Genomic DNA, 13,508 nt, shown 5'->3' with positions numbered 1-13,508 from the left:
AGATGAAATACAAACGTTTGGGCGAGATTGCCACGGATTCGGGCATTCTCAGCGAAGAGCAGATTCAGCAGGCGCTGCAGCTGCAAAAGGGCTCCGGCAAGCGGCTGGGCACCGTGCTGATCGACGAGGGCTTCATCACCGAGGGCCAGCTCATCAACATGCTCAGCCAGCAGCTGGGCATCGACTTCGTGGACCTGGCCACCTACACCATCTCGCCGGAAATGGTGGACATGCTGCCCAAGAGCCTGGCGAAAAAATACGATGTGATTCCGGTGCGGCTGGAGGGCGACGTGCTGTGCCTGGCCATGGCCGACCCGCTGAACTTCATGGCGGTGGAGGAGGCCCGGGTGGCCAGCGGCCGCCAGATCCAGCCCATGATCGCCACCGCGGCGGGCGTGAGCCGGGCCTACAACAGCCTGTACGAGAACGAACGGGCGGTGAAGGCCATCTCCCAGATGCGCCAGGAGGCCCTGCCCCAGAAGCAGGCGGTGGAGGAGCGCCCCCAGGACGAGGAGGAAGCGCCCACCATCCGGCTGATCAACTCCATCATCGAGCGGGCCATCACCGAGCGGGCCAGCGACATCCACGTGGAGCCGGGCCAGGACCAGATGGTGGTGCGCATCCGTGTGGACGGCCGGCTCATGAAGACGCTGACCATCCCCAAGGAACTGCAGCAGGCGGTCATCTCCCGCCTGAAGGTCATGGGCGGCATGCACATCGCCGAGCGGCGGGTGCCCCAGGACGGCCGCGCCCAGTTCCGGGCCGGCGGCAACGAGGTGGACCTGCGCCTTTCCACCCTGCCCACCATCCACGGGGAAAAGGTGGTAATCCGACTGCTGGTGAAGAACCAGTCCATGCTCACCCGGGACGGCATCGGCATCACCGGCGCCAACGAGGCCCGCTTTGAGCGGCTGCTGAAATTCAACAGCGGCGTGATTCTGATCGTGGGCCCCACCGGCAGCGGCAAAAGCTCCACCATGTACACCATGATCCGGGAGATGCGCTCGGAGGCCACCAACCTGATCATGCTGGAGGACCCCGTGGAATACCAGATGGACGGCGTGACCCAGGTGCAGATCAACGAAAAGACCGGCATGACCTTTGCCAGCGCCCTGCGCTCGGTGCTGCGGCAGGACCCGGACATCATCGGCGTGGGCGAGATCCGCGACGGCGAGACCGCCGAGATTGCCATGCGCGCCGCCATGACCGGCCACCTGGTGATCTCCACCCTGCACACCGAGGACGCCATCTCGGCGCTGGACCGGCTGCGGGACATGGGCGTGGAGCCCTACTTGATCGCCGGCGGTCTGCGGGGCGTGGTGTCCCAGCGACTGGTGCGGCGCATCTGCCCCAACTGCCGGGCCCCCCACACCCCCACCGAGACCGAGCGGGACCTGACCGGCGTGGCGCCGGGGGACCCCCGCCCCTTTTATCAGGGCACCGGCTGCCCGCTCTGCTTCCAGTCCGGCTACTACGGCCGGGTGGGCGTGTTCGAGATTCTGAACCTGAACCAGCGCATCCGCGACTGCATCACCGAGGGCCGCCCCCGGGCGGAGCTGCGGCGGGCGGTGGCGGAGTCCGGCTTCATTCCCATGATGCGCGGCGGCCTGGAGCTGGCCGAGCAGGGCGTGACCAGCCTGGAAGAGCTGTGCCGGACCATTTGTATTCTGGAGTGAACCGCTTATGACAATGGAAGAACTGATCCGCCGGGGCCAGGAGCTGGGCGCGTCCGATCTGCACCTGGTCTGCGGCCATCCGGTGAAATACCGGGTGGACGGCGAGCTGCGGGACCTGGGCGTCGTGCCCCTGACCCGGGAGCAGTGCGAGGACTACGCCCGCCAGCTGGCGGGAAACCGCTACCAGCGGCTGGCCGGGGACGGCTGGCCCGAACAGGAGAACCGGGTGGGCGAGCTGGACCTGGCGCTCACCGTCGGGGAGCGGCGCATCCGTGTGAACCTGTTCCGCCAGCAGGGCAGCTGCTCGGCGGCGCTGCGCCTGCTGCCCTGCCGCATTCCGGCGCTGGAGCAGCTGGAGCTGCCCGCCGGCGTGCAGGAATTTGCCCGCTGGCGCCAGGGCATCGTGCTGGTGACCGGCGCCACCGGCAGCGGCAAATCCACCACCCTGGCCGCGGTGCTGGACCAGATCAACCAGACCCGGGCGGCCCACATCATCACCCTGGAGGACCCGGTGGAGTACCAGTACCGGCCGGACCGCTGCGTGATCAACCAGCGGCAGATCGGCCAGGACACCGAGAGCTACGCCACCGGCCTGCGGGCCGCGCTGCGGGAGGACCCGGACATTCTGCTGATCGGCGAGATGCGGGACCAGGAGACCATTGAGGCGGCCATCACCGCCGCCGAGACCGGTCATCTGGTCTTTGCCACGCTGCACACCAACACCGCCGCGGACGCGGTGGACCGGATCGTGGGCAGCTTCCCGGCCGAGCGCCAGCCCCAGATCCGCATGAGCCTGTCCATGACGCTGCGGGCGGTACTGGCCCAGCAGCTGGTGCGCCGGCGGGGCGGCGGCCGGGCCGCGGCCTGCGAGCTGATGATGGTGAACCCGGCCATCCGCAACCTGATCCGGGAGGGCAAGACCCACCAGATCTTCTCGGCCATTCTGAGCGGGGCGGCCCAGGGCAGCGTGACCATGGACAACGCCCTGCTGCGGCTGGTGCGCGCCGGCCGGATCGACGCCGAGACCGCCCGCGCCGCCGCCATCGACCGGGATTACGTGACCAAGAACACCTGAACGCCCACGGCCCGCCGCTGAGGGCGGGCGGGCCAGACAGAAGGAGACCCAGATGAACTATCAATACCGGGCGGCCCAGCCGGGCGGCAAACCGGTGAAGGGAACGGTGGAAGCGCCGGACGAATACATCGCCATGCAGCGGGTGCGGGCCAAATATCCGGTGGTCATCTCGATCCAGCCGGTGCGGGGCCATAACCTGCTGAGCATGGAGATCGGTACCCCCAAGATCGACGCCAAGAACTTGTCGGTCATGTGCTCCCAGTTTGCCATCATCCTGCGCTCGGGCATTCCCATCGACAACTGCATGGGCATTGTGGCCAAGCAGACCAAGGACAAAAAGCTCCGCCAGATGCTGGAGCGCTCGTCCGAGGAGGTGTCCCAGGGCGCGGGCATCGCCGCCAGCTTTGAAAAAAACTGCCCGGCGCTGCCGGTGGCCTTTCTGGAAACGGTGCGCGCGGGCGAGGAATCCGGTATGCTGGAGCACTCCTTCGCCACCCTGGAGCAGTACTTCGGCAAATCCTACCAGACCACCCAGAAGATCCGGCAGGCGCTGTCCTACCCGATGTTCGTGCTCTGTGTGGCGGTGGTGGTGGTCATGGTGCTCATGATCAAGGTGGTGCCCAGCATGACCTCGACCTTTGCCGACCTGGGCGGCGAGCTGCCGCTGATCACCCGGATCATGATCGCCGGGTCCGACTTCATGAGCCGCTATGCGCTGCATCTGGCGGTGGTCGTCCTGGCGCTGGCGCTGGCCGCCCGGGCGGCGCTGAAGACCCGCCGGGGCAAGCTGGCCTGGAACCGCTTTGTGCTGCGGGTGCCGGTGGTGGGCGAGATCCTTGCCCTGAACGCGGCGGGCCAGTTCGCCAACACCATGCGGGCGCTGCTGGGCGCGGGCCTGGGGGTAAGCCAGGCGCTGGAGGTGACCGCCCGGGTGGTGGACAACGTCTACATCGGCGCGCGCATCCGCAACATGGTGGGCCAGATCGAGGTGGGCCGCCGGCTGGCCGAGTGCATGCGGGCGGACAAGACCTTCCCGCTGCCGCTGGTGGAGATGTGCGCCATCGGCGAGGAGACCGGCGAGCTGGAGAGCACGCTGAGCACCATCGGCGCCTATTACGACAGCGAGGCCGACTACGCCACCAACAAGGCCATCCGCAAGATTGAACCGATCATGCTCATGCTCATGGCGGGGGTGGCGGGCTTTGTGCTCTTCTCCATCTACGTGCCCATGTTCAGCATGTACGAGCTGATCTGATTTTTCTTTGCTCACGGGGCCCCGCCCCCCTTTCTGACCAGGGGCGGGCCTTTGAGATAGATGTGTGCCGCAAGGCAAAATTCAACAACATTTTTTGGAAAGGACAAAAAACGACATGAAGAAATTCAAACTGAACCTGAAAAAGAAGCTGAACCGCAAGGGCTTCACCCTGGCCGAGCTGCTGGTGGTTGTGGCCATCCTGGGCATCCTGGTGGCCATCTCCGTGCCCCTGTTCTCCAGCCGACTGGAAGCGGCCAAGAAGTCCACCGACGAGGCTAATGCCCGCGCCGCCAAGGCTGTCGCTGCTGCGCTGATGATGGAAGATACTGCTTTGACTGGCGGAGTCGATGGAGACCACGGTGTGTACTACTATGATGCGGAAAATGGGACACTGGAAGATGGCTCGGCGATTACGGCTTACAGCAAATCCGCCGTGGGCACGCAGATCGAGGGTGTCAGCAATGCCATTCAGAGTGAGAAAGATATCCTGAAGGTAGGAATTGATCGCGCACTCAGCACCATCACTCTGACTTGGACGGCATCTACCAAGAGATAAATTTTTCAACGATCTTTCTGTTCCCGCACAGCGGGAATTTCCGGAACGACATCCTGCGGGAACAGGGCTGCGCATCGCAGCCCTGTTCCCCGCATTCCGTGGGTCAGCACGGAGCCGAAAACCCGGGGCGGGCAGTCCCGCCTCCCCAGGCCATCGCGGTCTGGAGTTTTCCTGTACGCCCTGCCGGCAGGGCGCGCAGGAAAGCTTCAGGCTTCTTTTGCAAGAAAGGAGAAACCAACCATGCTTCCAATGGCGGGCGATCTGCTCTTTTTTCTCTATATTCTGACCCTGTCCGGGGTGCTGGGCGCGGTCATGGGCAGCTTTGCCAACTGCGTGGCCTGGCGGCTGGCCCGGGGTGAGAATCCCTGGACCGGGCGCAGCCGCTGCGCCGCCTGCGGCCATTTGCTGGGCGTGCCGGACCTGGTGCCGGTGGTCAGCTATCTGGTCCTGCGGGGCCGCTGCCGCCACTGCGGCGCCCGCGTCTGCACGCGGTACCTGGCGGTGGAGGTGTTCACTGGCCTGCTGTATGCGGCCATGGCTGTGCGCTGGGGGCTGTCGGTGCAGACGGTGCAGTACTGGCTGCTGGCCACCGCCCTGATCGTGGCGGCGCTGGTGGACCTGGAGCGGTTCGAGATCCCGGACGGCTGCCTGATTCTGGGCCTGCTGGTCTGGCTGGGGGGCCTGCCCTTCGGGCCGGACGCCCTGGACAGGCTGCTGCTGGGCCTGGGCACCGCCGCCGTCATGGGCGCCGCGGTGCTGCTGCTGGCCCTGGGCATGGACCGGCGCCTGGGCGAGGAGAGCCTGGGCGGCGGCGACATCAAGCTGCTGGCGCTGCTGGCCTGCTGGTTCGGCCCCGCTTTGGGGCTGTTCCACCTGATCCTCTCCTGCCTGGTGGGGCTGGTCTTCGCCCTGGCGCTGGGCAAGCAGCGCATTCCCTTCGGCCCGGCCATTGCGCTGGCCGCCTTTGCCACCATGCTGGTGGGCCCCCAGGTGGTGAACTGGTACCTGGGCCTGTTTGTATGAATATGAGGAACTCATCATGAAAAACAAGATCCTTGGCCTCCATCTGGAGCGCTATATGAGCAAGATGATCTGCTGCGAAAAGGGTGTGGTCACCGGCATCAGCTGGGAGTTCACCCCCCCGGAGATGTTCGGGGAAAAGGGCATCCAGCGGTGGGACCTGGCCGCGGATCTGGTGCGCCGCATGAAAAAGAAGCTGCGCACCTCCTGCCGGGACGTGGCGCTGGTCATTCCGGAAAACGACGCCTACGTGCGCCGGGTGGTCATGCCCGCCATGACCGAGGAGCAGCTCTACTTCAACCTGCCCTTTGAATTCCACGACTTCATTGCCGACCGGCAGCAGGATTATGTGTACGACTACGCGCTGCAGCAGATGCTGGAGGACGAAGGCACCCACCGCAGCAAGATGGAGCTGATGGCGGCCGCGGTGTCCCGCCGGTGGCTGGACCAGCACAGCGCCATGCTGAAAAAGTGCGGCCTGCGGCTGTACAGCGCGGCCCCGGAATCCATCGCCTTTCAGAATATGGTGCGGGTGTTCCAGGCGCTGCACCCGGACGAAGACATCCACAACATGGCCTTTCTGAACCTGGGCTATTCCGAGGTGCAGCTGCGGGTATATTCCGACGCCGCCTACGAGACCGGCAAGCAGATCCACCCGGCCATGGAGCAGCTGTGCCAGATCCTGCGGGACCAGTGCGGCATCCAGGACTGGAGCACCCACGACCGGGCTCAGGTGGAGCAGGCGCTGGAGCAGCCCGCCTGCCGGGAGATCTACCAGCAGATCGCGCTGGAGATCATGCGGGTGCTGAACTTCTTCCAATACAACCACCCGGGCCAGCAGCTGAACGTCCTGTACTGCAGCGGCGGCGGGGCCACCATCCAGCCGCTGATGCGTGCCATCCGCGACACGGTGGGCCTGGAGATCCGCCTGCTGCAGGATGTGTACGCCAAGGCCTGCCGGGAGCCCGCCGCCCTGCTGTACGGCGCGGGGGCGGTGGCCATGGCCTGGAACCAGGAGAAATAACCCATGAAACGAATCTTTTTCAAAAAGACCCCGCCCACAAAGACCATCATCAACCTGGCGCGGGCCAGCCGCAACCCGGCCCGGCGCGTCCGGCTGGCGGCGGGTCTGGCGGCCGGTCTGGCGGCGCTGGGCCTGTTCGGCTGGTTCGGCGTGTACAGCCGCTTTGCCGCGGCGCAGCGGGTGCAGGAGGAGTGCGACCTGCTGCGGGCCCAGATCGCCCAGCTGCAGCAGACCACCCAGGACTACGAGGCCCTGCAGGAGGAATACCGCAAGGCCACCGGCGACTACCTGAGCAGCGCCGAGGCCGCTGAGCCGGACCGGCTGGCGGTGCTGGACCTGGTGGAGCAGACCACCCGCGGCCTGGGCCAGGTGGAGCGGATCACCATTGAGGGCACCAGCGTGAACGTGCATCTCAGCGAGACCAGCCTGGACCAGGTGTCCCGGATCATCGCGGCGCTGCAGGAAAACGAGCAGGTCAGCTTTGTGACCGTGTCCACCGCGGGCACCGAGCAGGACGGGAGCGTGATCTCCGCCGACGTGCAGCTGGAGCTGCGCCCGGCGACCAGCCAGCAAGGGGGGAACGGCCAATGAACAAACAACAGAAACAGCGGCTGACCGCCGGCGCGGCGGTGATTCTTTTGCTGCTGGGCGTGGCCTATTATCAGTATGTGTGGGCCCCCACCCAGGTGGTGCTCAAGGCCTCCACCCGGCAGACGCTGGAGCAGCAGCTGGCCGATGAGCAGGAGCGGGCCCTGGCCTGCCGCAGCATGCGCAGCGCCCTGGAGCAGATGCCCGTCGACACCCCGCAGGTGGCGGACTACGACAACCTGCACAACGAGATCGTGGCCCTGGGCGAGATCTTCGCCGGGGCCCAGAAATACCAGCTGAACTTTGCCGACGCGGTGACCGACGGGTTCATCGTGCGGCGCAACATCACCATCGACTTCACCGCGTCCGACATGGAGCAGGGCCGCCAGATTCTGGAGCAGCTGGCCCGCTGCCGTTACCGGATGCGCATCCGCACATTGAGCCTGAGCCAGCGCGCCAACAGCCTGCAGAACCAGCAGAGCGTGCAGATCCAGGCGGAGGTTACGTTCTATGAAGGAGCTACGGGAGAGATGCGCTACACCGATGAGGCGCAGTAAACGAAGAAACGCCGGCTTTACCCTGGCCGAGCTGCTGGCGGTGCTGGGGCTGCTGGCAATTCTGTCCTCGGTGGGAATGCTGGCGGTCAACCGCTACCAGGCCAGCCTCAAGCGCACCGAGCTGGACGGGCTGGCCCGGCAGATCTTTCTGGCCGCCCAGAACAATCTGACCCGGGCCCAGGCCAACGGGGAATGGGCAGCCCTGTGCCGCGATCAGGCACAGGGCTATTTTGGTATGCCCATGACCCAAAAGCCCACCGACTATCCCCAGGAGCTGGAATGGCCCCAGGAGGGCAGCGGCGACGGCCACGCCTATTTCAGCGCCCTGCACACCGACGGCGCGGCCGACCCGGTGCTGCAGCAGCTGCTGCCGGTGGGCGCCATCGACGAGCAGGTGCGCGGCGGGTCCTATCTGGTGGAATATGACCAGGCCACCGGCCAGATCTACGGCGTCTTTTTCACCGACGCCGGCACCCTGACCCGGGAGGACGTGGCCGCGCTGGAGGAGCAGGGCGGCCGCACCAGCGCCGCCGTCCGCCAGAGCTACCGCAAGCAGGACCGGCGCTTTGTGGTGGGCTATTACGGCGGCGCCGCGGCCCAGACCATCCAGACCAGCACGGTGGAGACCCCGGTGCTGACCATTGAGAACGGCGACCGGCTGCGGCTGGTGATGGAGGCCGGGGACGACCAGACCCTGCACCTGTGCCTGACCGGCCGAAGCAGCGGGGCTCAGGCGGGCATCGTGCTGGAGCCGGATCAGCGCAGCGCACAGGGCAGCTGGGAGCTGGTGCTGGACGACATCACCCAGGCGGGCAGCCACTTTGCCGACCTGTTCCCGGACTTCTGGCCCGGGGAGGATCTGCTGGTGGAGGTGTACGCCCAGGCCGCCGACGGGCTGGGCCGCTCCGAGTCGGTGTACGGCCAGGTGAACAGTCTGTTCGCCGAGCGCACCGAGCAGACCGACGATCAGGGCATCTTTGCCCAGGTGACCATTGCCAGCCTGCGGCACCTACAGAACCTGAGCCCGGAGGTCTCCAACCTGGCCTACCAGGAGCAGGAGTACCGGGACATTCCTCTGGTGCGCCGGGCGGTGCAGACCGCCGACTTGGACGCGGCGGACTTTTTGGCCGAAGAAGAGGAGGGCTGGAGCGTGGTGCTCTACGATCCCATCCTGAACGGCCAGCGGCCGCTGGAGCCGGGCTGCGTGATGAGCATCTTGAACCCGGCGCTGCAGGAGTACGACGGCGGCGGCTGTTCGCTGACCGGGCTCTCCTTCCAGGAGAACGCCTACCACAACGCGGGCCTCTTTGCCCAGGTGGGCGTGCTGCCCCGGGCGGGCGAGGCCCTGGCGGGCAGCCTGTTCGTGCATGACCTGACCCTGGTGGAGCCGTCGGCCACCGCCACCGGCTGCGCCGGCGCGGTGATCGGCCGGGTGGAGGAGAACGGCAGCTTTACCGGCGAAAACCTGCGGGTGGAGAACCCCAAAATCACCGTCACCGCCCCGGCGGACGGCGCGGCGGGCGGCCTGGCCGGCAGTCTGGCCGGCGGCAGCCTGCGCGGCGAGATCCAGGTGGACGGCCCTGAGGTGAGCGCGGAAAAAGGCGATGCGGGCGGCCTGGCGGGCCGGATGAAGAGCGTCGGCCTGGGCGAGCAGCAGCTTGCCGTCACTGAGCCGGCGGTCACGGTCAAAAACGGCAGCGCCGGCCTGAACGGAACGATCCGGCTGGAAGCCCCCCAGGTAAATGCCGAGAACGGCAACGCGGGCGGCTTTGCGGGCGAGCTGAACAGCAGCAGCCTGAACGGTACCGTTCAGCTGCAGGCCCCCCAGGTGAACGTGAAGAACGGCAACGCGGGCGGCATCGCGGGCCAGATGGAAAACGGCGGTCTGAGCGGCAGCGCACAGGTGTACGACCCGGTGGTGCGCGCCGAAAACGGCAGTGCCGGCGGCGCGGTGGGCAGCCTGAAAACCGGCAGCCTGAAGAGCGTCGGCGTGCTGCTGCAGGGGGACAATGCGGCCGAGTCCTACCGGCAGGGTGCCTGGGCACAAGGCCAGGCCGAAGAGAGCACCGGCCCCCGGGTGATCGCCCTGTCCGGCGGCGCCGCGGGCGGCCTTGCGGGCCATGTGAGCGGCAATTCCCTGGTGGAAAACTGCTTTGCCTCGGTGCCGGTCCGGGCCGATGGCGGCAGCGCCGGCGGCCTGCTGGGCCGCACGGAAGGGGAGTGGATCACCCTGAACACCAGCTACGCGGGCGGCTTTACCACCGCCGAGGGCGAAGACCCGGGCGTGGTGGGCGCGGCGGCCCCCGGCGGTGTGGCCGGCGGCCTGGTGGGCAGTGCAAACAACACCGGCGGCCTGGCACTGAACAACTGCTTTGCCACCGTTTCCAGCGCGGCGGACTGCGCGGGCGGCCTGCTGGGCCGTCTGGAGCAGGGCAAGCTGGCCCCCATGAACACCTATGCCCTGGGCAGCGTGACCGCCGCCGAGGGCGGCGCTTATCTGGGCAAGCTGGCCGGCGGCTGGGTGGAGGCGTCCGGCTGGAACCGGTATCTGGAGCAGAACCAGATGGACAACCAGCCCATTCTGAACAACGTACAGGCCAGTGACTTCCAGGGCCTGATTCAGCTGGCCGGCGACCAGGCGCAGACCGGCCGCCGCACCGTGGGCTACGGCCGGGCGGGGCAGGAGTACCCCTTCCCCATGGTGAACAACACCGCCATGCCCGGCGCGGCGCTGGGCTTTTACGGCGACTGGCCCCGGGAGGTGGAGCAGTCCCAGCCCGAGGTCGCAGCGGGCGAGGCGGGCCTCGTCTACTACGAGGTCATTGACGGGGAGCTGTACTACCACGGCTACCTCACCGATTTCACCGCCAGCGGCGCCCGGCCCGTTTACCGGGAGATCTGGGGCGGCGCCCCGGACACGGTGAAGGGCCTGCTCTACCGCAAGGGTGTGACCGTGCAGCAGGAGGGCTATCTGTTCCTGCTGCCCAAGGGCACCGACCCGGCGCTGGTGGGCTACTCCGAGAGCAACGACGTGAACGGCACCTCGAACATTATTCCCCTGAACAAAAGCGAAGTGGCAGAGCGCTTCGTGCTGGAGGGCAGTGCCGAATTCGACCGGCTCAGCGAGAATTACGACCTGTACCGGATGGTGTGCACCCAGGGCAGTTGGGCCAACTATGTGAAGATCGGCCGCTTCCCCCTGAACGGGGACGGCACGCCTCAGCAGTGGCACTTCCAGTGGGTGACCACCTGGCAGCTGCGCTCGGAATTTGCCGACGCCATTGCCCGGACCGACGACGAGAGCGTCACCCACATCATCCATCTGCGCTCGGAGCGGCAGCTGCGCAACGTGGGCAAATACTGCGCCAGCTTCAGCAACAGCCGTTTCCACTTTGAGCAGTCGCTGGACATCCGGCTGGATTCCAGCGTGCCGGACACGGGCGATGCGGTCACCGGCGGCCAGCTGCAGGGCGACTATTATTCGGGCACCGAGCTGGATCACTACGCTTCCGGCAGCACACTGCACTATTCCATCTCCGGGGCGACCCGGCCGCTGTTCCATTACCTGCCGGATAACACCCAGGTGACCGGCGTGACCATTCTGGACAGCAGCATTCAGGGCCGCGGCGCGCTGGCGCCCTCCGGCTCGGGCAGCGCGGTGGTGAAGGACTGCACCGTGGGCAGCGCCCAGCAGAGCGTGCGGGTGACCATGGCCGACGACTCTTACGAGAGTGTAGGCGGCCTGCTGGGCTACAACATGGGCCGGGTGGAACACTGCACCGTGTATGCCACCGTCTCCGGCGGTAGCAAAACCGGCGGTCTTGCGGGCGAAAACCAGGGCACCATCACCGACTGCTCCTTCGCGGGCCAGGTCAGCAGCACCGGCCAGGCGGGCGGCCTGGTGGCGGTGAACCAGGGCGCGATCACCAACTGCACCGTGCAGGCCACCGTCACCGGCGGCAGCCAGGCGGGTGGCCTGCTGGCCTACAGCCAGGGCGCGGTGACGAACTGCTCCTTTGCGGGCGATGTCGCCGGAAACAGCGCGGCGGGCCTGATCTGGAGCATCAACGGCATCGCGGTGCAGAACAGCACCGCCAACGGTACCGTGACCGCCTGGAGCGGCAACGGCGCGGGCCTGGTGGGCGAAGCGAACGGCGGCAGCCTGACCGACTGTGTCTTTGAGGGCACGGTGACCGCCAGCGGCAGCGCGGCGGGCCTGGCGGGCAGCTCCAGCGCGGCCATCCGGAACAGCCGGGCCAGCGCCACGGTGACCGCCCAGGGCGGCGACGGCGCTGGCCTTGCGCTGAGCAGCAGCGGCAGCCTGACCGGCTGCTCCTTCACGGGCCAGCTGCAGGCCGCCCAGCGCGGCGCGGGCCTGGTCTGGAGCGCCAGCGGCAGTCTGACCGACTGCAGCTTCCTGGGCACGGTGACCGCCGGCGGCGACGCGGCGGGCCTGCTGGGCGAGAGCAGTGCGACGGTGACCCGCTGCATTGCCCGGGCGGCTCAGGCCGACCCGCAGGCGTACCGGCAGGTGCAGGTGATCAGCACCGGCGCAAGCGCGGCGGGCTTTGTGTACCGGAACACCGGCAGCATTACCGATTCCTACGTGGTGGGCACCGTGAAAAGCGCCGCCGACGCCGCCGGCTTCTGCCTGACCAACGGGGATGGCGGCAGTCTGCAGCGCAGCTATGCCAACGTCCGACTGGAGGCAGCCGACGGCAGAGCCAGCGGCATGGTGCAGCACACCCAGGGAAGCGTGACCAACTGCTTTGTGACCGGCAGCATCGAGAGCGAGACCGGCGAGACCTTCGGCTTTGTGGGCATTGTGGAGAACGGCTCGGTGAGCAACTGCTACACGGCCCCCTTCCTCCTGCGGGGCAAAACCGTTTACCGGTTCGCCCAGAATTCGGTCGGCGACGGCGACTACTGGCTGGAAAACTATTATCTGGTCTGCGACGCGCTGGGCACGACCACGGGCGCCGCCCTCAGCTATGACAATCTGAAGAAGGAAGGCGCAAAGGAATCGCCCACCGCCACCTATCCCTACTGCAGCGACGGGCTGAACATCGAGACCCAGGCCGATGAGTACCCCTTCCCCACCTACGGGCTGGACTTCTGGGGCGACTGGCCCAAGCAGGAAATCATCAACATGGACGGCCCCATCACCAGCGGCGGTGTGGTCTACTTCGAGCGGATCGGCGGCCGGCTGTACTACCACGGCTACAACACCGTGTTCGACAGCGCGGGTAACGCCACCTTTGAGGAGGTCCACTCCATCAACGGCGATGTGGTGGGCATCTCCACCGACCCGAACCGGCAGGTCACCGAAAGGGGCTACATGCTCATGGTGCCCCGGAACACCGGCAACGGCAAGTTCGGCTTTGCGGTGACCGACGGCTCCAACGATTCCATCAAGAACAAGATCACCTGGATCAAGGACAGCGACATGCAGAACAACCAGTACCTCATGGGCTACAAAACCTATGCCCTGACCGGCAGCGGTTACCTGCAGATTGGCAACCAGGCCAACAACAACGCCTTCACTGCCTGGGCCACCCTGACCTTCAATCAGAACGAGGTGGACTCGGTGAAGCCCTGGCTGTCCGCCTGATCGGAAAAGCGGCGTTCATCCGGCCCCGGCTCCCGTTTGCGGAGCCGGGGCCTTTTTTGGGTAAAGCTGGCCCAAAGGGTGCCGGGTGTGGTACAATAAAGCTGCACACCGGAACCATGCTCCGGCCCGGAACTGTCCGGGAATTT

Annotated in this window: 9 protein-coding genes; all 9 read left to right on the top strand. The window is 66.6% G+C overall.

Annotated features, from left to right (window positions below; translation table 11 throughout):
• Positions 1-2: 2 nt before the first annotated feature.
• Complete coding sequence (locus tag B5F28_RS05750; RefSeq protein WP_087294245.1) at positions 3-1,676, top strand: GspE/PulE family protein; 1,674 nt, start codon at positions 3-5, stop codon at positions 1,674-1,676.
• A 7-nt stretch (positions 1,677-1,683) separates the two neighbouring features.
• Entirely contained in the window at positions 1,684-2,751 is a 1,068-nt protein-coding gene (locus B5F28_RS05745; protein ID WP_087294243.1) for a type IV pilus twitching motility protein PilT, read from the top strand.
• 52 nt (positions 2,752-2,803) lie between these two features.
• Positions 2,804-4,006 carry a type II secretion system F family protein gene (locus tag B5F28_RS05740; protein WP_087294242.1) on the top strand — a complete coding sequence of 401 codons (1,203 nt, stop codon included), beginning with the start codon at positions 2,804-2,806 and terminating at the stop codon, positions 4,004-4,006.
• Between the two features lie 115 nt (positions 4,007-4,121).
• The gene (locus tag B5F28_RS05735) at positions 4,122-4,562 is read left to right on the top strand and encodes a type II secretion system protein (protein ID WP_087294240.1); all 441 of its coding nucleotides are present in this window, start codon (positions 4,122-4,124) and stop codon (positions 4,560-4,562) included.
• A gap of 240 nt (positions 4,563-4,802) precedes the next feature.
• Positions 4,803-5,585 (top strand): prepilin peptidase, encoded by a 783-nt coding sequence (locus B5F28_RS15285; RefSeq protein WP_087294238.1) that lies wholly within the window; start codon positions 4,803-4,805, stop codon positions 5,583-5,585.
• A 16-nt stretch (positions 5,586-5,601) separates the two neighbouring features.
• Positions 5,602-6,606: a pilus assembly protein PilM gene (gene pilM / locus B5F28_RS05725; RefSeq protein WP_087294236.1), complete on the top strand. Its 1,005-nt coding sequence runs from the start codon at positions 5,602-5,604 to the stop codon at positions 6,604-6,606.
• A 3-nt stretch (positions 6,607-6,609) separates the two neighbouring features.
• Entirely contained in the window at positions 6,610-7,197 is a 588-nt protein-coding gene (locus B5F28_RS05720; RefSeq protein ID WP_087294234.1) for a type II secretion system protein GspM, read from the top strand.
• Entirely contained in the window at positions 7,194-7,751 is a 558-nt protein-coding gene (locus B5F28_RS05715) for a hypothetical protein (protein ID WP_087294232.1), read from the top strand. Before B5F28_RS05720 ends, B5F28_RS05715 begins: the two co-directional genes overlap by 4 nt.
• On the top strand, positions 7,738-13,362 hold the full coding sequence (locus B5F28_RS05710) for a prepilin-type N-terminal cleavage/methylation domain-containing protein (protein WP_087294230.1): 5,625 nt from the start codon (positions 7,738-7,740) through the stop codon (positions 13,360-13,362). Before B5F28_RS05715 ends, B5F28_RS05710 begins: the two co-directional genes overlap by 14 nt.
• The last annotated feature ends 146 nt before the right edge of the window (positions 13,363-13,508 follow it).

Source organism: Gemmiger sp. An194 (genome assembly GCF_002160145.1).
Lineage (GTDB): Bacteria > Bacillota > Clostridia > Oscillospirales > Ruminococcaceae > Allofournierella.
Note: the sequence above shows the minus strand (reverse complement) of the source record. Positions and strands in the feature narration are given on the sequence as shown.